The sequence below is a fragment of the Caulobacter zeae genome (assembly GCF_002858925.1).
GTDB classification, from domain to species: Bacteria; Pseudomonadota; Alphaproteobacteria; order Caulobacterales; family Caulobacteraceae; genus Caulobacter; species Caulobacter zeae.
This window is the reverse complement of sequence record NZ_PJRS01000022.1, coordinates 259,405-281,315: the sequence shown is the minus strand read 5'-3', so window position 1 is coordinate 281,315 and position 21,911 is coordinate 259,405. Positions and strand designations below refer to the sequence as shown.

General features: G+C 69.3%; 12 protein-coding genes. 7 read left to right on the top strand and 5 right to left on the bottom strand.

The window, feature by feature from the left end; translation table 11 throughout:
• Window positions 1-127: 127 nt before the first annotated feature.
• Entirely contained in the window at window positions 128-3,004 is a 2,877-nt protein-coding gene (locus SGCZBJ_RS12840) for a bifunctional [glutamine synthetase] adenylyltransferase/[glutamine synthetase]-adenylyl-L-tyrosine phosphorylase (protein WP_240621494.1), read from the bottom strand.
• A gap of 98 nt (window positions 3,005-3,102) precedes the next feature.
• On the opposite strand from SGCZBJ_RS12840, the gene SGCZBJ_RS12835 reads away from it, so the two are divergent.
• From SGCZBJ_RS12835 to SGCZBJ_RS12825, 3 genes are all read left to right on the top strand, one after another.
• On the top strand, window positions 3,103-3,471 hold the full coding sequence (locus tag SGCZBJ_RS12835; protein WP_058349304.1) for a BlaI/MecI/CopY family transcriptional regulator: 369 nt from the start codon (window positions 3,103-3,105) through the stop codon (window positions 3,469-3,471).
• The gene (locus SGCZBJ_RS12830; protein WP_101718385.1) at window positions 3,461-4,369 is read left to right on the top strand and encodes a M56 family metallopeptidase; all 909 of its coding nucleotides are present in this window, start codon (window positions 3,461-3,463) and stop codon (window positions 4,367-4,369) included. Before SGCZBJ_RS12835 ends, SGCZBJ_RS12830 begins: the two co-directional genes overlap by 11 nt.
• A gap of 232 nt (window positions 4,370-4,601) precedes the next feature.
• Window positions 4,602-5,159 carry a hypothetical protein gene (locus tag SGCZBJ_RS12825; protein ID WP_101718384.1) on the top strand — a complete coding sequence of 186 codons (558 nt, stop codon included), beginning with the start codon at window positions 4,602-4,604 and terminating at the stop codon, window positions 5,157-5,159.
• A gap of 185 nt (window positions 5,160-5,344) precedes the next feature.
• Here SGCZBJ_RS12825 and SGCZBJ_RS12820 read toward each other — a convergent pair whose 3' ends face one another.
• Window positions 5,345-8,131: a TonB-dependent receptor gene (locus SGCZBJ_RS12820; RefSeq protein ID WP_101718383.1), complete on the bottom strand. Its 2,787-nt coding sequence runs from the start codon at window positions 8,129-8,131 to the stop codon at window positions 5,345-5,347.
• A 339-nt stretch (window positions 8,132-8,470) separates the two neighbouring features.
• On the opposite strand from SGCZBJ_RS12820, the gene SGCZBJ_RS12815 reads away from it, so the two are divergent.
• From SGCZBJ_RS12815 to SGCZBJ_RS12805, 3 genes are all read left to right on the top strand, one after another.
• A complete protein-coding gene (locus tag SGCZBJ_RS12815) occupies window positions 8,471-9,787 on the top strand; it encodes an MFS transporter (protein ID WP_101718382.1) in 1,317 nt (438 codons plus the stop codon).
• Window positions 9,787-11,631 (top strand): DUF8034 domain-containing protein, encoded by a 1,845-nt coding sequence (locus SGCZBJ_RS12810; protein WP_101718381.1) that lies wholly within the window; start codon window positions 9,787-9,789, stop codon window positions 11,629-11,631. The genes SGCZBJ_RS12815 and SGCZBJ_RS12810 overlap by 1 nt, the downstream gene beginning before the upstream one ends.
• A 121-nt stretch (window positions 11,632-11,752) precedes the next feature.
• On the top strand, window positions 11,753-13,267 hold the full coding sequence (locus SGCZBJ_RS12805; RefSeq protein WP_101718489.1) for a right-handed parallel beta-helix repeat-containing protein: 1,515 nt from the start codon (window positions 11,753-11,755) through the stop codon (window positions 13,265-13,267).
• Between the two features lie 167 nt (window positions 13,268-13,434).
• Here the strand turns inward: SGCZBJ_RS12805 and SGCZBJ_RS12800 are convergent, their stop codons facing one another.
• The 3 genes from SGCZBJ_RS12800 to kdgD form a co-directional block, all read right to left on the bottom strand.
• Window positions 13,435-15,000, bottom strand: coding sequence for a carboxylesterase/lipase family protein (locus SGCZBJ_RS12800; RefSeq protein ID WP_101718380.1), 1,566 nt, complete (start codon window positions 14,998-15,000; stop codon window positions 13,435-13,437).
• A 54-nt stretch (window positions 15,001-15,054) separates the two neighbouring features.
• The gene (locus SGCZBJ_RS12795) at window positions 15,055-15,963 is read right to left on the bottom strand and encodes a LysR substrate-binding domain-containing protein (RefSeq protein ID WP_165799317.1); all 909 of its coding nucleotides are present in this window, start codon (window positions 15,961-15,963) and stop codon (window positions 15,055-15,057) included.
• 151 nt (window positions 15,964-16,114) lie between these two features.
• Window positions 16,115-17,032 (bottom strand): 5-dehydro-4-deoxyglucarate dehydratase, encoded by a 918-nt coding sequence (gene kdgD / locus SGCZBJ_RS12790; protein ID WP_101718378.1) that lies wholly within the window; start codon window positions 17,030-17,032, stop codon window positions 16,115-16,117.
• Between the two features lie 539 nt (window positions 17,033-17,571).
• Here kdgD and bcsA point away from each other — a divergent pair.
• The gene (bcsA, locus tag SGCZBJ_RS12785) at window positions 17,572-21,900 is read left to right on the top strand and encodes a UDP-forming cellulose synthase catalytic subunit (RefSeq protein ID WP_165799316.1); all 4,329 of its coding nucleotides are present in this window, start codon (window positions 17,572-17,574) and stop codon (window positions 21,898-21,900) included.
• Window positions 21,901-21,911 lie beyond the last annotated feature (11 nt).

The window sequence follows — 21,911 nt, the reverse complement described above, 5'->3', positions numbered from 1 at the left end:
GAAAGCTGAAAACGGCCCCCCTCCGGCCCTTCGGGCCACCTCCCCCAGAGGGGGAGGATCTTGAGCGCCAAGATGCTCCCCCTCTGGGGGAGCTGTCGCGTAGCGACTGAGGGGGTCTTGCCTCCCCCTACCTCACCACATCCTCGAACGCCTTGCGGGCCTCGGCCTTGGCCTTGACCAGCTTGGCCTTCAGCGAGCGGAACTGGGTGACGTGGCCGGCGCGGGCCAGCAGGGCGCGGAAGGCCTTGGGCTCGCTTTCCGGATCGTCGCCGTTCTCCAGCGCTACCTTGATCAGCTGCGACAGGTCCTGCTCCAGACGCCAGGCCGACAGCGCCGCGGTCAGGGACGCCTTGTCGGCGAGGCCGGCGTCGATCAGGGCCGACAGGGCCTCGCCGGTGTTCTGGGCCAGCGGGCCGCCATTCGGGCCATGGGCCAGTTGCAGGAACTGGGCGATGAACTCGATGTCGACGAGGCCGCCGGGCTCCAGCTTCAGGTCCCAGGGCCCCTTGCCCGGCCGCTCGCGCTCCATCAGGTCGCGCATGTCCAGCACGTCGGCGGCGGTCCTGGCCACGTCGCGCGGGCGGCGCAGGGCGGCCTCGATGGCGCCTTCGGCCCGCGCCTTGAACGCCGGCGAGCTGGCCCAGATCACCCGGGCGCGGGTCAGGGCCAGGAGCTCCCAGGTCTCGCACTCTCGCTCGTAATAGTCCTCGAAGGCGGTGAAGCTGACGGCCACCGGCCCCTTGCTGCCCGAGGGGCGCAGCTTGAGATCGACCTCGTAGAGCGTGCCCTCGGCCGTCGGCGCCGACAGGGCCGAGGCCAGGCGCTGGGTGAAGCGGGCGTAGAAGACGTCGGCGCTCCAGCCCTTGATTTCCGAGGCGCCGGCCGCATCGTCGGCGGCGTAGAGCGTCATCAGGTCGAGGTCGGACTTGGCGGTCATCTCGCGCGAGCCGGCCTTGCCCAGGGCGACCACCGCCACCTGGCCGGGGAAGGACCCGCCCAGCCGTTCGACCTCGGCCAGGGCGGCCGGCGCCAGGCCCCCGACGATCAGGTCGCCGAGGTCGGCGAAAGCCCGTCCCACGTCGCGGGCGTCGGCCGTGCCGCTCATCACCCGCACCCCGATGCGGAAGGCCTGGTCGCGGAAGAGGCGCCGGGCCGCATCCATCGACGGCTCGAACTCGCTGGGATCCCACGGAACCTCCGAGGGCATTTCCATCGGGCCAAAGAAGGCCGGGTCGAGCAGGGCGTCCAGCGCCGTCGGGCGGCGGGCCAGGGTGGCGGCTAGGCGCGGGGCGAAAGCCATGACCTGCACCACCAGTTCGAACAGGCGCGGCTGGGCCAGGAACAGCGACTGGATCTGTACGCCCGAGCTCAGCGAGGCGAAGAAGTCGGCGAAGCGGTTGAAGGCCGCGTCCGGCGCGCCGGTCGCATTGGCGGCGTCCAGCAAGCGTGGGGCCAAGCGGGTGAACAGCTCGCGGCCGCGCTCGGTTCGGGTGGCGGCGATGTGGCCGTGGTGCCAGCCGCGAATGGTGGCGGCCACCCGCTCGGGGTTCGAAAAGCCCATGCGCTTGAGGGTGGCCAGGGTTTCCGGATCGTCCTCGACGCCGGTGAAGACCAGGCTGCCGAACCGCGACGACAGCTCCTCCTCGCCCTTGAACAGGGCGCCGTAGCGCTGGTTGACGCCCTTCAGCATCTTGCCGACGGCGGCGTCGAAGCTGCGCAGGTTTGCCTGGTTCCAGAGGGCGGCGACCTTCTTCCGGTCGGTGTCGGACTCCGGCAGCTTGTGGGTCTGGTCGTCGGCGATCATCTGGGCCCGGTGCTCGAGGGCCCGCAGGTCGTGATAGGCGGCGGTCAGGTATTCGCAGTCCTCCGGCGTCACGTGGCCGGCGTCGCGCAGGGCGGCGAGCGCATCGAGGGTGCGCGGGCTGCGCAGGTCCGGATGGCGGCCGCCCAGGATCAGCTGCTGGGTCTGGACGAAGAACTCGATCTCGCGGATGCCGCCGCGGCCCAGCTTCAGGTCCGCGCCCTTGGCCTCCAGCCGCTCGTCCACCTTGTAGGCGTGGATCTGGCGCTTGATGGAGTGGATGTCGGCGATTGCGGCGAAGTCGAGATTGCGCCGCCAGATGAAGGGCTGGAGTTCGTGCAGGAACGCCTCGCCGCGGGCGATGTCGCCGGCCGCGATGCGGGCCTTGATGTGGGCGGCCCGCTCCCAGTTCTGGCCGACGCTTTCGTAGTAGTCCAAGGCCGCGTCGATCGGCATGGCCGGCGGGGTCGAGCTGGGATCGGGGCGCAGGCGCAGGTCGATGCGGAAGACGTAGCCGTCGGCGGTGCGCTCGGCTAGCATCCGGCCCAGGTGCTGGGTCAGGCGCACGGCCACCCCTTGCGGCTCGGTTCCTTCGCTGACCGGCAGGGTCTCGGGCGCGTAGAAGATCGAGAAATCGATGTCGCTGGAATAGTTCAGCTCGTAGGCGCCGTGCTTGCCCATGGCGATGCAGAACAGGCCCGGGATCGGGCCGTCCTCGCCGTCTCCGACATGGGTGAGGGCGCCGCGCGCGACCTCGACCCGGGCGGCCTGGGCCAGGGCCGCGTGCAGGCTGGCGTCGGCGAAGCGGGTCAGGGCGCCGGTGACCGCATCGAGATCCCACACGCCGCCCAGGTCGCACAGGGCGGTCAGGAGGTGCAGGTCGGCCTTCAGCTCACGGAGCGTCTTGCGGGCGGTCTCGAAGTCGGGCTCGGCGGCGACGGCCAGGGCGGCCGCCAGGATATGAGCCAGGCGACCTTCCGGTTCGCTGTCCAGGATGCTCGGCAGGCGCACGCCGTCGCGGCGAGCCAGGCCCGCCAGGTAGGGGCTGGCGGCGAACACCGGGGCCAGGGCCGGCCAGGCGGAATCGACGATGCCCATCCGCTCGCCGGCCCGCTTGGCGATCATCTCGTGGGCGCGCTCGGCGGCCTTGGGATCGACGATCGGACCGCAGGGGGCGAGGCGAGGGGCGAGCGGAAGAGTCATGGCGCGCACTCTTAACCGACTGCCCGCGTCCGCCAAGCATCGCTTGACGGCTTCATTTACGGGCGTAATCATCCAGGTCAGTAGAGCAGCGGACAGCCATGAGCATCACCCACGCCGAAAGCCACGTCATGGAAGCGCTCTGGAGCCAGAGCCCCCTGACCGTCGAGGAGATCCTGGAGGCCGTCGCGGGGCCGCAAGGGTGGGGCGAGGCCACGGTCAAGACGCTGATCAACCGCCTGCTCAAGCGCAAGGCCATTGAGTCGCGCCGCATCGACGGCCGCGTCCGCTATGTGCCGATCGTCAGCCGCGCCGAGTACCTGCAGACCGAGAGCCAGGGCCTGCTGGACCGCCTGTTCGAAGGTCGCCTGACGCCGCTGGTCGCCCATTTCGCCAAGCACCGCTCGCTGTCGCCCGACGAGGTCAAGCAGCTGAAGCAGCTGATCGCGGAGCTGGACGATGCTGATTGAGCTCTTGGCCATAACCCTGCTGCGGGCGCAACTGGCCGCCGCCGTCGGCGTGCTGGTCGTGCTGGCCCTGCGCGTTCCGGTGCGCCGGCTGGTCGGCTCCGAGGCGGCCTACAAGCTGTGGCGCCTGGCGCCGGCCGCGGCCCTGGCCAGCGTCTTCCCCAGCCTGTCGGACGCCCTGGGCGCCGGCGCGGCGCAGCAGCCGCCCGAGCGCCTGCTGGCCGTGGGCTTCCTGGTCGTCTGGCTGGCCGGCGTCGTCGGCCTGGCCGGCTTCATCGCCCTGGCCGAGCGCGCCTTCCGCAAGCGCGCCCGCGCCGGCCTGGAAGGTCCGGCGGTCATGGGCGTGTTCTGCCCGCGCCTGGTCATCCCGCGCGACTTCGCCCAGCGCTTCGACGCCGCCGAGCGCGAACTGGTTCTGGCCCACGAGCGCGCCCACATGCGGCGCGGCGATCCGCGCGGCAACCTGATCATCATCGCCTGCCAGGCCCTGGGCTGGCTGAACCCGATCGTCCACCTGGGCGCGGCCGTCGCCCGCCTGGACCAGGAGATCGCCTGCGACGGCAACGTCGTGGCCCTGCATCCCAAGGCCCGCAAGCGCTACGCCGAGACCCTGATGAAGGCCCACGCCTTCACCGCCGCCTCGCCGCTGGCCTGCGCCTTCGGCCGTCACCCGCTGCTGTCGCGGGTGCGGGTCATCGCCGGCCCGGCGCCGGTCTCGAGCGAAGGCCTGACCGCCGCCGTCACCCTGGGCGCGCTGACCGTGATGATCGTCATGGGCGTCTGGACCCTGGCCCCGCGCGGCCCGGCCCCGCCCTCGACCCGCATCCCCGGCGCCAGCGCCCGCCTGTTCGTCGACGGCGTCACCCCGCCGCCGCTGAAGCGGGGCGTGGAGGCGCGGTAGGGGCGTTATCCCCGCCTTTCTTCGTCATCCCGGCCGCAGCGTAGCGTAGAGCCAGGACCCAGGGGCCGCCGCATAGCGCCGGCCTCGGCTAGGGCGCTGAACCCCAGCGCCGCGCCCGGTCCCCTGGGTCCCGGATAAGCCCTGCGGGCTTTCCGGGATGACGCCAGAAGGGGGCGGTTGAATTTGAAAACTACACGTGTAATCTTTTCTTCAATCAGAGGGGGAGATCACCGTGTCGTTTGTGCTGCCCGTTCCCGACGCCCATGTCGGCCGCAAGCGCGGCGTCGCTGTCGCCTGGCGGATCCTGGGCCTGGTCATGGTCGCCTCGATGCTGGCGGCCCTGGCCTACGGGATCTTCGATTTCATCCGGTTCGAGCGGGCGATGGGGGCGCTGCCGCCGGCCAAGGGCGCGGCGCTGGAGCCGGCCCGCCGCCAGGCCGCCCAGCGCTGGGCCGTGGTGCAGCCCGCTCTGATCGCCCGCCTCAAGCAGTCGCGCGAGCTGGAGTTCGGGGGCGTGTGGATGATGCGGACGGGCCGGGTCTGCGGCGTGGTCAACGGCAAGACCAGCTTCGGCGGCTTCACCGGCATGACCCGGTTCTACACGCAGGGCGACGCGCCGGTGTTCCCTTACGACGACAAGGGCCGCTTCCGCGAGACCTGGCATCAGTGCGACCGCGACCGCTGGGCGGTGATCCGCGAGGGCTCGGACGAGACCGGCTTCTGCGCCACCAAGTTCGGCCAGACCCGCTGCCGGGAGGTGCGCCGTCAGGCGACGACCATGCCGAGGTGAGGGGGCGGCCCTTCGACAGGCTCAGGGTGAGGTCGTGTTGGCGTCGGGGCCTGCCCTGGTCCTCATCCTGAGCCTGTCGAAGGACGAGGGCCACGCACTGGTAGTCTCCCCAAAAGAAAACCCGCGCCGCCCTGGAAGGAGAGCGACGCGGGCTGCCTAGGCGCCGGGGGGAGGTAGGATCGCGCCTAGAAGTTGTAGCGGAGGCCGACCAGGAACTGGCGGCCGCTGTGGGTGTAGACGTTCAGCCGGTTGCTATCGCCGACGTACTGGTCGTTGAACTCGTCGGTCAGGTTCACGCCCTCGATCGAGAGCTTGAGGTTGTCGCGGATGTTCCAGCTGGCCTGCATGTCGACGTTCAGGGTCTCGTTGGTGCCCTGGACGGTGTTGCCGTCGCTGCCGGGCACCTGGGTCAGGTAGCCGTCGCGATAGGCCAGCGAGCCGCGCACGCTCCACTTGGGGGTCTCGTAATAGAGCGTCAGGTTGGCGGCGTTCTTCGACAGGCCCACCAGGGTGGCGTTCACCGTCGGGGCGCCAGGCGTCGTCGAGGTCAGGTACTCGATCTTGGAGTCGACATAGGTGTAGTTGGCCACCACGCCGAAGTTGCTCCAGAAGCCCGGCAGGAAGGTGAAGGGCTGCTGGACGTTGATCTCGAAGCCCTTCAGGTCGCCGCCGTCGCTGTTGACGGGCTGGGTGACCTGGAACACCTGGTCGGTGGTCGCGCCGGTGCCGGTCAGCAGCGAGTCCGGCAGGCCCAGGGTGTTGTAGACGGCCTCTCGGCGCAGGGTGGCCACGAAGGTGTCGATGCGTTTGTAGAAGACGCCCAGCGCGATCATCGCGCCCTTCTCGCGGTACCATTCCAGCGAGAAGTCGAGATTGTCGGACTTCGTCGGCGTCAGGTACGGGTTGCCCGAGCTGTAGGTGCGGTTGGCGCCTTGCACAGCCACGTCGCCGCCGGGCGACAGCGAGCCGATGCCCGGACGGGCGATGGTCTGGGCGGCGCTGACGCGGGCCACGACGGTGTCCGACAGATCGGCCGCCAGGTTGAACGACGGCAGGGTCAGATTGTAGTCGCGGGCGACGTCGACCCGCTGGATCGCGCCGGCCACGGCGGCGTAGCCGGCCGACTCCTGCTTGGTGTGCACCCGGCGCACCCCGGCGTCGCCGCGGAACGGCAGGCCAAAGGCGTCAAACTTGAACTCGGCCTGGACGTAGGCGCCGTAGTCCTGTTCCTCGACCGCGCCGTACTGGCCGCGGGCGCTGGAGTTGTTGGTGTCGGTCAGGGCGTAGATGCCGCTGTTGCTGTAGATGCCCAGCAGGGCGGCGTACTTGTCGATGTCGGGGATCAGCCAGGAGGTGAAGTTGCCCTCCGGCAGGCTCATGCCGCTGCCAAAGCCGGTGAACACCTTCGACACCGAGGCCAGCTGGGCCGGGGTCAGGGTCTGGACCACCGTCTCGCTGGTCCGGTACTGGCCGTAGCTGTCATACTCGAACTTGCGCCAGTCCAGGCCCGCCTTGAGGCGCAGGTTGTCGTTCAGGTCCCACTCGCCATAGACCTTGGCGGTCGAGAACTGGTTCTCGACGAACTGCGGACGGATGCGCACCTCGGAGGTGCCGTTGGTCGAGGCCCAGTTGGCCGGATCGGTCGGGTCGAAGCCCAGCAGGATCTGCGGCGCGCGGCCCTTGCGGAAGTCGTACTGGTAGTTCTGGCTGTTGGCCCGGTCGAAGGTGACGATGGTCGAGATCGGCTGGGTGAAGGTCGAGTCCGAATAGCCGGCCAGCATGCCCACCCGCACGTTGGCGCTGAAGTCGTGCGTGCCCGACAGGGTGAACTGTTTGAACTCGGTGTTCAGCTCGTCATAGGCCGCCTGGGTGCGCAGGTCGACATTGTCCATCCGGGCGTAGACCAGGTTGCCGTTCTCGACGACGCCGTCGCGGATGATGGTCTGCGGCTTGCCGGTGTTGGCGCGCGACAGGCCGATGGCCTGCAGCTGGGCTTCCTTCCGCGTGCCGGCCAGGTAGGCGTAGAGGGCGTCCAGCGTGACCTGGGTGTCGGAGGTGGGCTTGTATTGCAGCGAGCCGGCGATCCCCAGGCGCTTGGACTCGATGTCGTAGCTGACATAGCCCGGGATGCGCGGGGCGAAGAGGCTGCTGCTGTTGATCTGGGCGATGGTGTAGCCCGGCACGGTCGAGGCGCTGTTGAAGCCGCCGTTGCTGGCGCCGGTGGCCCAGCGGGTGATGTTGGCGCCTTCCTCCTTCAGGTGGCGCTCTTCGTAGGCCACCGACAGCAGGGCTCCGACCTTGCCGTCGAAGAACACGTTGCTGGCCAGCACCGAGACGCGCGGCGTCGTCTTTTCCGAGAGGTCGTTGTAGCTGGCGCCGGCCGACAGCACGAGCTGGGGCTTGCCGCTGTCGAAGGCCTTGGCGGTGGTCAGGTCGACCGTGGCGCCCAGCGAGCCTTCCTCGACGTCGGCCGAGGCGGTCTTGCGCACGGCGATGCTGTTGAAGAGGTCCGAGGCGAAGACGTTGAAGTCGAAGCCGCGGCCGCGGTTGGTGCCGCCGCTGTTGGCGGTGCCGCCGGTGGTGGAGATGGCCTCCATGCCGTTGATGCGGACGCGGGTGTATTCCGAGCCCAGGCCGCGCACGGTGATCTGGCGGCCTTCGCCGTTGATGCGCGAGATCGACACGCCCGGGATGCGCTGCAGCGACTCCGCCAGGTTCAGGTCGGGGAACTGGGCGATGTCCTCGGCCTTGATGGCGTCGACCACGCCGCTTTCGTTGCGCTTGAGGTTGATGGCGCTCTGCAGGCTGGCGCGGAAGCCGGTGACGACGATGGCCTCGACCTCGTCGGATGCGGGTTCGGCCGGCGGCGGCTGGGCCTCCTGGGCCATGGCGGCGCCGGCGGCGAGGATGGTGAAGGCCGAAGCGCTGGCGCCGAGCATGGCGCGCAGGCGGAGATTCCTGTTGGACGTCATCTGTCCCTCCCGATGCCCGTCTGCGCGGGCCGCTTTTGGAAGCCGGCTGAGCCTGCTTCTTCGTTGCCTGAACCATAGGGACGGGTTCGATCAGAGGGCCAATCCCAATCAGGTATGGACCTATGCGCGATGTGCACCGATCCACAGGTTTCCGCAACGGCGCCTGCCGCCTCGCGCGCGGGCGATCCTTTGACAGCCTTGGGTTTCGATGCGTACCGCGGTTCGATCCATGTCGCCCGTGGATCGGTCCATAGGCGATTTGACTTAGACCTGGGCCCCGACGCCGCTTAGCGTCCTCCCAAAGCGCCGACGACAGAGCGGCGCCAAGGGAGAGCGTCCATGACCGACACTACCAGGCGTACCCGCGTGCGCTGGCTGATCATCGCGACGCTCTTCATCATCACCACGATCAACTACGCCGACCGCGCGACCTTCTCGATCGCCGGCCAGTCGGCGTCGAAGGAGCTGGGCCTCGATCCGGTGGCCATGGGTTACATCATGTCGGCCTTCGCCTGGGCCTATGTGCTGGGCCAGATCCCCGGCGGGGCGCTGCTCGACCGCTTCGGTTCCAAGAAGATCTACACCGCCGCCCTGGTGCTGTGGTCCAGCTTCACCCTGCTGCAGGGCTTCTCGGGCGTGTTCACCGGCCTGGCGGCCGCCGTCGCCCTGTTCTTCATGCGCTTCCTGGTGGGCCTTGCCGAGGCGCCGTCGTTCCCGGCCAACGCCCGCATCGTGGCCGCCTGGTTCCCGGGCTCGGAGCGCGGCACGGCCTCGGCGATCTTCAATTCGGCCCAGTACTTCTCGCTGGTCGCCTTCGCGCCGCTGATGGGCTGGCTGGCCCACGACTTCGGCTGGCGGTCGGTGTTCTTCGTCATGGGCGCGATCGGCATCGTCGCGGCCTTCTTCTTCGTCAAGCTGATCCACAGCCCGGTCGAGCACCCGAAGATCAGCAAGGCCGAGTTCGACTATATCGAGGCCGGCGGCGGGCTGGTGCGGATGGAGGACAAGACCGCCAATGCGGGCGCCGCCTTCACCTGGGCCAACGTCAAGCAGGTGCTGACCAGCCGCATGCTGCTGGGCGTCTATATCGGCCAGTACTGCATCAACGTGCTGACCTACTTCTTCGTCACCTGGTTCCCGATCTATCTGGTCAAGGCGCGGGGGCTGTCGATCCTGCAGGCGGGCTTCACCGCCGCCCTGCCGGCCCTGTGCGGCTTCGCCGGCGGCTTGCTGGGCGGGATGATCTCGGACCACCTCTTGAAGAAGACCGGCAATCTCGACATCGCCCGCAAGACGCCGCTGCTGCTGGGCATGATCCTGGCCACCTGCATCGTCATCTGCAACTACGTCGAGCAGGAGTGGCTGGTCATCGTCATCATGGCCGCGGCCTTCTTCGGCAAGGGCGTGGCGTCGCTGGGCTGGGCGGTGGTGTCGGACACCTCGCCCAAGGAGATGGCCGGCGTGACCGGCGGGGTCTTCAACACCTTCGGCAACACCGCCGGCATCGTGACCCCGATCGTCATCGGCTACATCGTCCAGGCCACCGGCTCGTTCGACGGGGCGTTGATCTTCGTCGGCGCCCACTGCCTGATCGCCGTGCTGGCCTATTTCCTGATCGTCGGGAAGATCCAGCGCCTGCAACTGAAGGCGGCCTGATGCTCTCTCGACGCCACGTCCTGGCCGGCGCCTCGGCCCTGGTTCTCGCAGGGGTGGGCCGCGCGGCCGGCGCCGCGCCCGCCGCCCTGACCGTCACGACGCCGATGGCCGCGCCCGAATGGGCGCTGCTGCAACGCGAACTGCTCAAGGCCAACGAGGCGGCCTGCGAGGCCTTCTTCGCCCGCTATTTCGACGATCGCGGCTACCTGCTGGCCTTCGAGCGCTGGGGCGCCAACGACGGCCCCGACGACGCCATCGAGAACGTCAACGACTGGCCGACCCTGCACGCCCTGGGCGCCGGCGACCGGGTGCTCGAGCTGGCCCAGAAGGCCTTCGAGGGCAATGTCCGCCAGTATACGGCGGCCAAGACCAAGGACGTGTCGTTCGCCCGCGAGGGCATGTATTTCCGCGAATTCCCGGTGATGAGCGACTGGCAGCACCTGTCCGAGGGGCTGTCGGTGTTCAACCTGCTGGGGTTGTCGGCGCCCAACGATCCGCGCTTCCGCGAGCGGGCGAAGAGGTTCTCGGGCTTCTATACCGGCGAGGACCCCACCACGCCGAACTATGATCCCAAGCTCAACATCATCCGCAGCATGATCACCGGCAGCCGGGGCCCGATGCTGCGCAAGGCCACGCCCCTGGACTGGGCCGGCGATCCCTTCGACGTGACCCACTTCTACATGGAGCACGGCGAGCGCTCGTACGAGGAGACCCTGCGCCACTACGACGAGTACGGCGACGTGGTCGGCGACAGCCCGCTGAACCTGCAGGCCACCAGCCTGGTGATGAACGCCTACATGCTGGACCACGAGGCCAGGTACCGCGACTGGATCCTCAAGTACGTGGACGGCTGGATCGAGCGGGCGCGGGCCAATGGCGACGTGATCCCCAGCAAGGTCGGCCTCGACGGCCAGGTCCCCAAGGGCCGGTGGTGGAGCGGAACCTACGGCTGGGGCTTCTCGCCGGTGGCACCGCACACCGGCCAGCGCGAGGACCGCAACCGCGTGCCGCGCGCCGTGGTCGGTTTCATGAACGCCTACCTGCTGACCGGCGACGACAAGTATCTCGACGTGTGGCGTCGCCAGAACGACGTCATCAACGCCCAGAAGAAGGTCGAGGACGGCAAGGTCTCGACCCCGCGGATGTACGGGCCCAAGGGCTGGTACGCCTACGCGCCCGGCGAGTACCAGCTGAACGGGCTGGAGATCTGGTACCTGTCGATGAAGGGCTCGGACCGCGCGCGCGCGGCGGCCCATCCCTGGCTCGACTGGCTGGATGGCAAGGATGCCTCCTATCCTGCCAAGGCCTTGCGCGGCGACCTGGAGCGGGTGCGCGCCCGGGCCCAGGCCCAGCGCGAGGATAGCTCGACCCCCGACACCCGTCTGGCCGACGCCGCGCTCGACATCAATCCGGCCAGCGTCACCGCCCTGATCCAGCTGATGGAGGGCGGCATCCATATCGCCCGGCCGCCGTGGTCGAAGTCCTCGCCCTCGCAGGGCGGCGCGCTGCACTATGCGCGCCTGCGCTACTTCGATCCCGAACGGCGCCGGGCCGGCGTTCCGCAGGATGTGGCGGCCCTGGTCGAGCGCCTGACCGACGACGAGACGGTGGTCAGCCTGGTCAATCTCAGTCCGGTGGCCCCGCGCACCGTGACGATCCAGGGCGGCGCCTATGGCGAGCACCAGATCCGGAGCGCCGCGATCGGCGAGGGCGCGCCCCAGGCGGTCGAGGCCTCGGCCTTCACCCTGCGCCTGGCGCCGGGCGCGGGCGCGCGCCTGACCCTGAAGATGAAGCGCCACGCCAACCAGCCGACGCTGAGCTTTCCCTGGGACAGGGTGGTCTGAGCCGGCGCAACCTCGCCCTTCGACAAGCTCAGGGTGAGGTTTCGACTGTGCGGTCGTTGAATTGGTCCTCATCCTGAGCTTGTCGAAGGACGAGGACCCGCACGACAAGATGGAGGGACCGATGGTTCGTGTAGCGTCCGCCGCGATCGTCGCGGCCCTGCTGGCCTCGCCGGCCCTGGCCCAGGACCCCAAGCCGATCGCGGCTGTCGCCGCCGGCGGGCCGGCCCAGGGCGCGGCGGCGACCGAGCTTCTGCTGGTCGACCGCGACGCCGACGACGGCGCCAGGGGCTCGCTGCGCTGGGCGATCGAGACCAGCAACGCCGAGCCCGGCCGCTACCGCATCGAGATCGCCGCCCAGGCCATCGTGCTGAAATCGGCCCTGCCGCCGATCAAGGGGCCGGTGGCCATCGAGGGCCAGGCCTTCGCCCGCACCGGCGGCCACAACGTGGTCGACGGCTCGGGCTATCTGCCGCGCGACCTGAAGTCCTGCCCCGGCATGGTCCAGGGCCAGTACGGGACCAATGTCCGCACCGCCAGCAATCCGGGTTTTGCATTGGTCGACACCCGGGGCGTGACCCTGCGCGGGCTCGAGATCCGGGGCTTCTGCATCGGCGTGCTGGTGCTGCGCACCTCGAACGCGGTGATCGCCGACAACCGCATCGTGCGGAACATCGGCGGCGCCGGCGTGATGCTCAGCGGCGACGACGGCAAGGGCGGCTCGACCTCGCACACCACGCTCGACAACAAGGTCTTGCGCAACGCCTTCGTCGAGAACGGCGACGGCCTGGAACTGACGCGCGGCGCGGCCTTCAACCTGATCGCCGACAACAGCTTCGACGGCGGGACCGACAACCTGGAGCCCTCGCAAGGCATCGAGATCCTGTGGGGAAACGACAACACCGTCGTGGGCAACCGCTTCGCCAACTATTCCGACGGGCTGCAACTGAACTGGGGCGCGCGCAACTACATCGGCGCCAACGTCTTCACCGGCAACGCCTTCGGGATCAGCGTCAGCGGGGAAGGCAACATGATCTCCGGCAACCAGATCCGTGGAAACGGGATCGGCATAGCCGTACGGCCCGAGGCCAAGGTCGCCGCCAACCGCATCAGCCGGAACGCGATCTTCGGCAACGGCAAGCCGATCAGGCTGTGCTCGGCCGGCGGCTCCTGCGATCCGGCCATGGCGCGCGGCGGCGTCGTCATCGGCCCGCCGGGACTGGAGCACGCCAGCTTCGTCGGCTCGCGCGGCATGGGCGTGGTGTTCGACAAGGCCGGCGCGGCCCAGGTCTGCACAGCCAAGAATACGCCGGAGAAGTGCCATGCGGCGCCGCAGTTCGGGCTCCAGCCGCCGAAGTTGACGTCCGCTCGCGCGGTGGGCGGCAAGACCGCCGTGAAGGGCGAGGCTCTGGCTCCGGCCAATGGCGTGGTGTTCGTCGAACTGTTCGCCAGTCCCAAGGGGGGGGGCGAGGGCGAGCGCTATCTGGGCACGGTGCAGGCGCTCGCCGACGGCCAGGGGCGGGCGGCTTTCGAGGGCCAGGTCGATGGTGCGGCGGCCGGCTCGGCGATCACCGCGACGGTCACCACGGCGGCTGGGGCGACCTCGGCGTTCTCGGCGGCGGTCGCGTTGGGGCGGTAGACGCTTCGCGACGGCTCCCGCCATTCAAGATCCTCCCCCTCTGCGGGAGGTGGCCCGGAGGGCCGGAGGGGGGCGTTTTCAGCTTTCGAGGTATCGGAAGATCATCACCGCCCCCCACCGATCGCTACGCCATCGCCTCCCCCACAGGGGGAGGTTCCTTTAGCCCCCTAGGTTCCTTCCTTCATGAACGGCGCGACCGCGAAGATCTCGCGCTCTTCCTTGCGCGGATCGTCCACCATCGCCGAGGTCTCGTTGACCACCAGGGTCGGCCGGCGCGGCAGGGTGTATGGCTCCCAGGCGGGGATCGCCGCGCAGTTGGGGTCGCCCGTTCGCGCGAACGCGGCGAACGCGGCGCTCATCTGGTCGCGCACCTTCGTCGCCGCCGGGCCCGTGCCGGTCATCGAGCCCTTGGCGTCCAGCGTGCCGAACACCAGCGCGATGTCGTAGCTGTGGTAGGCGCCCATCCGGGGATCGGTCTGGGCGCCGAAGTCCAGCTGGTACATCCAGACCGGGGCGCCGATGCGGGCCCGTTGCTCGGCCTGGATCAGGTGGCCCGGCCACGAGCGTCCGGCCGTGGTGATGGCGAAGAAGAGGTCCGACGGGCTGGCCTGCGGATAGAGCGCCCGATAGCGGCCGACCAGGTATTCGGGCGACATGTCGAGGACGAGCTCGTTCTCCAGCCGGCCCGGCAGCTCGTCCCAGGTCAGGGCGAAGTTCTTGGGATCCCCACCGAGGAAGGCCTTGGTCTCGTCGTGGGTGTTGCCGATGATCATCGGGATGTGGCCGCTCTCGCGCGGGGCGTCCGGATAGAACGGGTGGCGCGGCAGCACCCCGTGGTCCACCACCGACCAGAAGACGATGCCGCCCTTGCGCTCCAGCGGGTCGCGCATCTTCAGGGCCTCGACCAGCTGGGCCGCGGGAAGGCTCTTCAGCTTGTGGGTCTCGCCGGGCTTCAGGCCCAGTTTTTCCATGAAGGCGCGGGCGCGGATGGTGGCGTGGATCGGCCCCATGGCGGTCACGTGCTGGCCGCTCATGGTCGCGACCTTGTGGTAGAGGCCCGCCGCGCGCGGCATGGCCATCAGGGTCACGCACTTGGCCCCGCCGCCCGACTGGCCGAAGGTCGTGACGTTTCCCGGATCGCCGCCAAAGGCTTCGATGTTGTCGCGCACCCATTGCAGGGCCAGGATCAGGTCGAGATTGCCGGCATTGCCGCTGTCGGCCAGCTCGGGCCCGCCCAGGCGGGCGAGATAGCTGTAGCCGAAGGCGTTGAGGCGGTGGTTCACCGTCACCACCACCACGTCATATGTCTTCGCCAGCCAGGTCCCGTCATAGAGCGGGCTGGAGCCCGAACCGTTGGCGTGGGCGCCGCCATGCACATAGAACATCACCGGTCGCTTGCGCCCATCGGCCAGGCCCGGGGTCCAGATGTTGAGGAAGAGGCAGTCCTCGGAGGTCGGCTCGTCGGTCTTCAGCTGCGGCGAGGCTGGGCCATAGGCCAGGGCGTCGGCGATCCCCTTCCAGGGCTGGGGCGCTTCGGACGGCTGGAAACGCCGGGCCGAGGTGTCGGCGCCGTAGCGCACGCCCTTGAAGACCGTGATGCCGTCGACCTCGGCGCCGCGCACCCGGCCCGCCGTGGTGGTCGCGACCGGAGCGGCGGGGCCGGCGGCGTTGACCTTCAGGGGCGCGGCGAGCGCGACGGCTCCGGCCAGCACGGCGCGGCGATCGAGGGTCATGGTGTTCTCCCGTCTTTTATCGTTGGGCCGCGGCGGCCGACGGGAGGGGGGGCGTCAGCGCCCGTCCGGATCCGCCGGCGAGGCCTCGGCCAGGCAAAGGTCGATGAAGGTCTGAAGGATCGGGCTCTCGTTGTCCTTGCGCCAGGCCATGTAGAGCTCGACCGGCCGGTCGGGCGTGGTCTCGACGGGGCGGAACTGCACGTCGTCGAAGTGCAGGCTCATGGCCGACTCCGGCACGATCGCCGCCCCCAGGCCTGCATGCACGAGGGCCAGCATCGAGTGGATCTGGGTGACGTGCTGCACGTAGTTCGGGGCCACGCCGTGGGCGTCGAACAGGGTGGTCAGCATGTTGTAGAAATAGCCCGCGCCTTCCGGCGAATACATGATCAGCGGGCCGGCGTCGAAGTCGGCCAGGGTCAGGCTGGCCTTGACCAGGCGAGGGTCGCCGTTGGGCAGGGCGGCCACCAGGGGCTCGCTCAGCACGCGGGCGGTGGCGAACTCGGCGCGGTCCATCGGCGGGCGCACCAGGCCGATGTCGATACGGCCGGTCAGCAGCGCCTCGACCTGCTCGCGGGTGACCATCTCGCGCAGGGTCAGGTCGGCGTTGGGCAGGCGGGCGTTCGAAAGGATCACCAGGCGCGGCAGGAAGCTGTAGCCGGAGACGGCGGTGAAGCCGATGGCGATCTGGCCGGCGTCGCCGCTGGCGATGCGGCGGGTGGCCAGGGCCGCGCTCTCGGCCAGGCGCAGGATGCGGCGGGCCTCGAGCAGGAAGGCGCGGCCGGCCGGGGTGAGGCGCACCGAACGGCTGGTGCGGTCGAGCAGGGTGACGCCGAGGATGCGCTCGAGCAGTTGCACCTGCCGGCTCAGCGGCGGCTGGGTCATGTTCAGCCGCTGGGCGGCGCGGCCGAAATGCAGCTCTTCGGCGGTGGCGACGAAGCAGCGAAGCTGGCTGAGTTCGAACATCGGAAAGCGCCCGTCGACAACACCCTGGAGTCGCGAGGCTAGACGTTCGTTCGGCCCTATCGCCAGGGCCTTCTTTCCAGGCAGGGTCGAGAGCGCGGTCATCGCGGGCGCGGCGGGGGTCGATACGCCGGACGCATCGACCCCGTCATGCTCAGCCCTGGACGCGGGCGATCAGGCCCTGAAGTTCGGAGAACTCCGCGGGCGTCAGGTCGGTCAGCGGCTGGCGCACGGGCCCGGCGTCGCGGCCGACGGCCTTCATGCCCGCCTTCACGATCGAGACGGCGTAGCCCTTACCCTTGTTGCGCAGGGCGATGTAGGGCAGCACGAAGTCGCGCAGGCCGGTCATCACCGTCTCGCGGTCGCGGGCGCGGACGGCCTTGTAGAAGCTCAAGGCCCATTCCGGCAGGAAGTTGAAGATCGCCGACGAGTAGGTCGTCACGCCCATTTCCAGATAGGGCAGGGCGAAGGTCTCGGCCGTCGGCAGGCCGCCGATATAGGTCAGGCGGTCGCCCATGCGGGCATAGACCCGCATCATCAACTCCAGGTCGCCGACCCCGTCCTTGAAGCCGACGAGGTTGGGGTTGCGGTCGCACAGCTTCTCGAGGGTGTCCTCGTTGATGATGGCGTTGTCGCGATTGTAGACGATGACGCCCAGGCTGGTGGCCTTGCAGACCGACTCGATGTGGGCGAGCAGGCCTTCCTGGGTGGCGTTGGTCAGGTAGGGCGGCAGCAGCAGCAGGCCGTCGGCCCCGGCGGCCTCGGCGTCGCGCGCCAGGTCGGTGGCGATGGCGGTGCCGTAGCCGCAGCCGGCGATGACCGGGATCTTGCCGGCCGTTTCGGCGACCGCCGCGCGCACCACCTTGCCCACCTCGTCGGGACGCAGCGAGAAGAACTCGCCCGTGCCGCCGGCCGCGAACAGGCCGGCCAGCTCGTGGTCCAGCATCCAGGCGCAGTGCTGGCGATAGGGCGCCTCCAGGAACTGGTGCTGGGCGTCGAAATGGGTGACGGGGAACGACAGCAGGCCGCCGCCGAGCTGGCGGGCCACGTCCGTCGGCGACATCTGGCTCATGAAGTCCTCTCCGAGCGACGGCCTGTTCCCGAACGCCGGGAGGCCGTTTCTTGAGGCTGACGGTAGAGAGCCGCTCCGCCGGGGTCTAAGCCAAAGGCGCTATCGACCGATACCGGAATTGGCTCGATGGCCGGACGCTGAAAACCGTTCCCCGAACCCCGCCTGCGCGGTGAATTCCACCTTCGGGCGTGCCTCTGGGTTTGAACTCGCGGATAGAGTTGCCCGCAAGTATCGCTTGGCGTTCATCTTTGTAGTCCGGTTGTCGAAAACATCGTTTTCCCGTTTCGGGAAGTAATGCGGCCTTTGGTCGCGGCGACACCCTCTGGCACTGCTGCTCAATCAGCCATACGGCCTCGCTTGTAGGTCCATACGCGTAACAGATAGCATCGGCCGTCCGCGCTCGTTGGAAAGCTTGACTATAGAGTGGAAGGTTCTTCGGCGATGACAGCAGTGCAGCCATGGCCGTCGTCCGAGGGCCAAGACTTGCGAGTGCTGGCATGACGGGCGGGGTTTCGTCTAAGTCGTTCCTGGAGCGAACGATGCTGCGCGTCGGCGTCGTCCTTCTGATCGCCGCCTTCCTGGCCGTCGCCGTCGTGGCGATCGTCATGCCGCTGAGCTTCAAGGACCAGGCGCTGTTCGCGGGCGCGACCATCGTCGGCGTGGTCGTCGCCAACCGCCTGTCGCAGTCCAAGCACCTGACCATCGCCCTGTGCGTCGTCTCGGTGATCGTCAGCACGCGCTATCTGTGGTGGCGCACGACCGAGACCCTGCACTTCCGCAACGCCGCAGAGGCGTTCTTCGGCACGGGCCTGTACCTGGCCGAGATCTACGCCTGGCTGATCCTGCTCTTGGGCTACCTGCAGACCGCCTGGCCGTTGCAGCGCCCGGTGCGGCCGCTGGAGGGCGCGCCGCCCAGCTGGCCGACGGTCGACGTCTACATCCCGACCTACAATGAGAGCCTGGAGATCGTGCAGGACACGGTGCTGGCCGCGCTGGGGATGGACTACCCCCGCGACCGCTTCAAGGTGTACCTGCTGGACGACGGCCGCCGTCCCGAGTTCAAGGAATTCGCCGAGCGCGCCGGGGCGATCTACATGACGCGCCCCGACAACTTCGGGGCCAAGGCCGGCAACCTCAATCACGCCCTGGAGCAGACCGACGCCGAGCTGGTCTGCATCTTCGACTGCGACCACATCCCCACGCGCGCCTTCCTGCAGATGACGCTGGGCTGGTTCCAGGAGGACCAGCGCCTGGCCCTCCTGCAGACGCCCCACCACTTCTATTCGCCCGATCCGGTGCAGCGGAACATCCAGACGGTGAAGGACATCCCGGGCGAGGGCGACCTCTTCTACGGCGTCGTCCAGCCGGGCAACGACCTGTGGAACGCGGCCTTCTTCTGCGGCTCCTGCGCGGTGATCCGTCGCTCGGCCCTGGAGGAGACCCACGGCTTCGCCCACGAGACGGTCACCGAGGACGCCCACACCGCGCTGAAGCTGCAACGCAAGGGCTGGAACACCGCCTTCCTCGAGATCCGCCTGTCGGCCGGCCTGGCGACCGAGCGCCTAGCCCTGCACATCGGCCAGCGCATCCGCTGGGCGCGCGGCATGACCCAGATCTTCCGCGTCGACAATCCGCTGCTGGGCAAGGGCCTGACCATGGCCCAGCGGCTTTGTTACCTGAACGCGATGCTGCACTTCCAATTCCCGCTGCCGCGCATCGTGTTCCTGACCTCGCCGCTGGCCTTCCTGCTGCTGGGTTTCAACATCATCAGCGCCTCGGCGCCGGTGATCCTGGTCTACGCCCTGCCGCACCTGGTGCACTCGATCGTCACCAACAACCGCATGCAGGGCGAGGAACGCATGGCGTTCTGGGGCGAGATCTACGAGACCCTGCTGGCCTTCCACCTGGTGGCCCCGACCATCGTCACCCTGTTCGCGCCCAAGCGCGGCAAGTTCAACGTCACCGACAAGGGCGGGCGGCTGGAGAAGGGCTATTTCGACTGGTCGCTGATGTGGCCGCACGTGGTGGTCGCGGCCCTTCTGATCGCCGGCCTGTGCTGGGGCATGTGGAAGCTGGTGACCGCCGAGCCCGATATCGTCCTGTTCGGCACCCTGGTGCTCAACACTTTCTGGACGCTGTTCAGCCTGCTGGTGCTGCTGACGGCCATCGCCGTCGGCCGCGAGACCCGCCAGGTGCGCCAGCATGTCCGCATCGAGGCCTTCCTGCCTGCCCGCCTGCGCCTGACCAACGGCGAGGTGCTGGATGTGGAGACCCGCGAGGTCTCGATGGGCGGCCTTTCGGCGATCGTTCCCGACGGCTTCTGGGGGAACGACCGCCACATCGACACGGTTGAATTCCTGCATGACGAGCGCGCCCGCCAGTTCAGGGCGCGCGCGGTCATGTTCGACAAGGGGGTCCTTAGAGTGCAGTTCCTGCCGCTCGGCTTTGCCGAACGCCGCGACCTGGTGCGCAACGTCGTGGGCCGGGCCGACGCCTGGCAGCCCAACGCCCACTGGGCGCCGGTGCGGCCGCTGGCGGCCCTGGCCGGTCTGGTGCGGGCCAGCGCCAGCATCCTGTTCTGGTGGCGGGCGGCCAAGCCGGCGGCCCTGACGCCGCGCTCGCGCGCCAGCGGGCCGGACGGCGGCGCGGCCGTTATCCTGGCCGGCGCCCTGCTGGCCGGCGCCCTGGGCTGGAGCGGCCAGGCCAGGGGCCAGGCTCTGCCGGCCGAGGTCGCAGCCCCTGCGCCTGCCGGCTCTACCCGCGTACTGACGCTGAAGGACCTGGGGTTCGGCCAGCCGGTGCGCCTGCAAGGCGTGCAGGGCGAGGCCGGGGTCGACTTCACCCTGCGCCGCGACGAGGTAGTCACGGCCGCGCGCCTGGTGGTCAACGGCGCCTATTCGCCGTCGCTGCTGGGCGACCTGTCGCAGCTGGCCGTCACCCTGAACGGCGAGCCGGCCGGTACGGTGATGCTGACCCCCGACCGCGCGGCGGGAACCGAGTGGTCGATCCCGATCGACCCGGCCCTGTTCCTGCGCGACAACAACCTCAATCTCCGCTTCATCGGCCACTACACCCGCGCCTGCGAGGACCCGCAGCACTCGTCGCTGTGGATGAACGTCTCCAACCAGCGCTCGCGCCTGGAGCTGACCGTCTCGCGCCTGCCGGCCCAACCGGACCTGTCGCAACTGCCCGGACCGTTCTTCGACAAGGGCGGCGGCAAGCTGGTCCTGCCGTTCATCTTCGCCGAGACCCCGTCCGACGCCGTGCTGCGCGGGGCGGGGGCGGCGGCCTCATACTTCGGCATGCGGGCCAGCTATCGCGGCTTTGCCTTCCCGACCCTGATCGGCGCCCTGCCGCAGGGCGAGGGCGTGGTGTTCGGCCAGTCGGGCCAGGTGATCGGCGGCCTTGCGCTGCCGCAGGTCAATGGTCCTACCCTGGCGGTGGTCGCCAACCCGCAGGCGCCCGATCATCGGCTGCTGCTGGTGGTCGGCCGCGACACCTCCGAGATCCGCCGCGCCGCCCTGGCGCTCAGCATCTCGCAGGGCGGCCTCAGCGGCGCCATGGCCCAGGTCGACACCGCCCTGATCGCCCCGCGCGCGCCCTATGACGCGCCGCGCTGGCTGCGCATGGACCGTCCGGTGCGGATGGGCGAGCTGGTCGACGCCCAGCTGCTGCAGGCGCCCGGCCTGTCGCCGGCCCCCGTCAACGTACCGTTCCGCGTGGCCCCGGACCTCTTCCTGTGGCCGGTGCAGGGCGCGCCGATGCGCGTGCGCTACCGCTATCCCAAGGGGCCGTGGTTCGACCGCGAGCAGTCGCGCCTGGACGTGTCGCTGAACGGCCAATACCTGCGCTCCTATCGGCTGAGCGCCCAGGACCGCACCGCCGAGGTGCGCGGCCTGTTCAACCGCTTCGCCCGCAACGAGCACAGCCTGGACCTGCCGCCCTACCTGCTGTTCGGCGCCAGCCAGCTGCAGTTCTATTTCGACATCAAGAGCAACAAGACCGGCGCCTGCCAAGGCCAGCTGCCGACCAACGTCCACAGCGGCGTCGACCCCGACAGCACCATCGACCTCAGCGGCGGCCGTCACTTCGCGGCCCTGCCCAACCTGGCCTTCTTCGCCAGCGCCGGCTTCCCGTTCACGCGCAACGCCGACCTCGACAAGACGACCGTGGTGCTGGACGCCAATCCGGCCCCGGCCGACATCGAGGCCTATCTGAACCTGATGGGCCGGTTCGGCGACGTCACCGGCGCGCCGGTGACGCGGGTGGCGATCTCGCGCACCGCCGACGCCGCTTCGCTGAAGGGGCGCGACGTGCTCTTGATCGGCCGGCCGGACACCGCGCGGCGCCTTTCGGGCCTGTTCGCCGGTGCGCCGGTGGCCTTCGACGCCGACCGCCTGCGCCTGAAGACCGCGGCCCTGGCCGAGCGGGTGTTCCTGATGGCCAACGGCGAGGCGGCCAAGGCGCGGAGCAAGGCCGACGAGCTGCTGGTGGCCGGCGACGGCTTCGAGGGCCTGGTCAGCTTCCGCTCGCCCTATGACGGCGACCGGGCGGTGGTGGCCGTGCTGGCCAGCGATCCGACCCGCCTGCCCGCCGTGCTGGCCCGCCTGGACGATCCGGCCCAGAACGCCCGCGTGCAGGGCGACCTGGCGGTGGTCACCGAGGACGGTTTCTCCAGCTTCCAGGTCGGCAAGCAGTTCCACACCGGCGACCTGCCCTGGTGGGTCTACATGATGTGGTGGCTGAGCCAGCGTCCGCTGCTGCTGGCCGCCTCCATCTTCGGCGTTGGCCTGGCCCTGTCGTTCCCGATCATCTTCGCGCTGAAGTCCATCGCGCGCCGTCGCCTCGAAGGGGGCAGCCACCAGTGAAGACCCTGCGT

Bases quoted from the DNA above. Each gene is read 5' to 3' on its own strand.
- SGCZBJ_RS12840 (WP_240621494.1), bottom strand. From the start codon at position 3,004: ATGACTCTTCCGCTCGCCCCTCGCCTCGCCCCCTGCGGTCCGATCGTC.
- SGCZBJ_RS12835 (WP_058349304.1), top strand. From the start codon at position 3,103: ATGAGCATCACCCACGCCGAAAGCCACGTCATGGAAGCGCTCTGGAGC.
- SGCZBJ_RS12830 (WP_101718385.1), top strand. From the start codon at position 3,461: ATGCTGATTGAGCTCTTGGCCATAACCCTGCTGCGGGCGCAACTGGCC.
- SGCZBJ_RS12820 (WP_101718383.1), bottom strand. From the start codon at position 8,131: ATGACGTCCAACAGGAATCTCCGCCTGCGCGCCATGCTCGGCGCCAGC.
- SGCZBJ_RS12815 (WP_101718382.1), top strand. From the start codon at position 8,471: ATGACCGACACTACCAGGCGTACCCGCGTGCGCTGGCTGATCATCGCG.
- SGCZBJ_RS12810 (WP_101718381.1), top strand. From the start codon at position 9,787: ATGCTCTCTCGACGCCACGTCCTGGCCGGCGCCTCGGCCCTGGTTCTC.
- SGCZBJ_RS12805 (WP_101718489.1), top strand. From the start codon at position 11,753: ATGGTTCGTGTAGCGTCCGCCGCGATCGTCGCGGCCCTGCTGGCCTCG.
- SGCZBJ_RS12800 (WP_101718380.1), bottom strand. From the start codon at position 15,000: ATGACCCTCGATCGCCGCGCCGTGCTGGCCGGAGCCGTCGCGCTCGCC.
- SGCZBJ_RS12795 (WP_165799317.1), bottom strand. From the start codon at position 15,963: ATGTTCGAACTCAGCCAGCTTCGCTGCTTCGTCGCCACCGCCGAAGAG.
- kdgD (WP_101718378.1), bottom strand. From the start codon at position 17,032: ATGAGCCAGATGTCGCCGACGGACGTGGCCCGCCAGCTCGGCGGCGGC.
- bcsA (WP_165799316.1), top strand. From the start codon at position 17,572: ATGCTGCGCGTCGGCGTCGTCCTTCTGATCGCCGCCTTCCTGGCCGTC.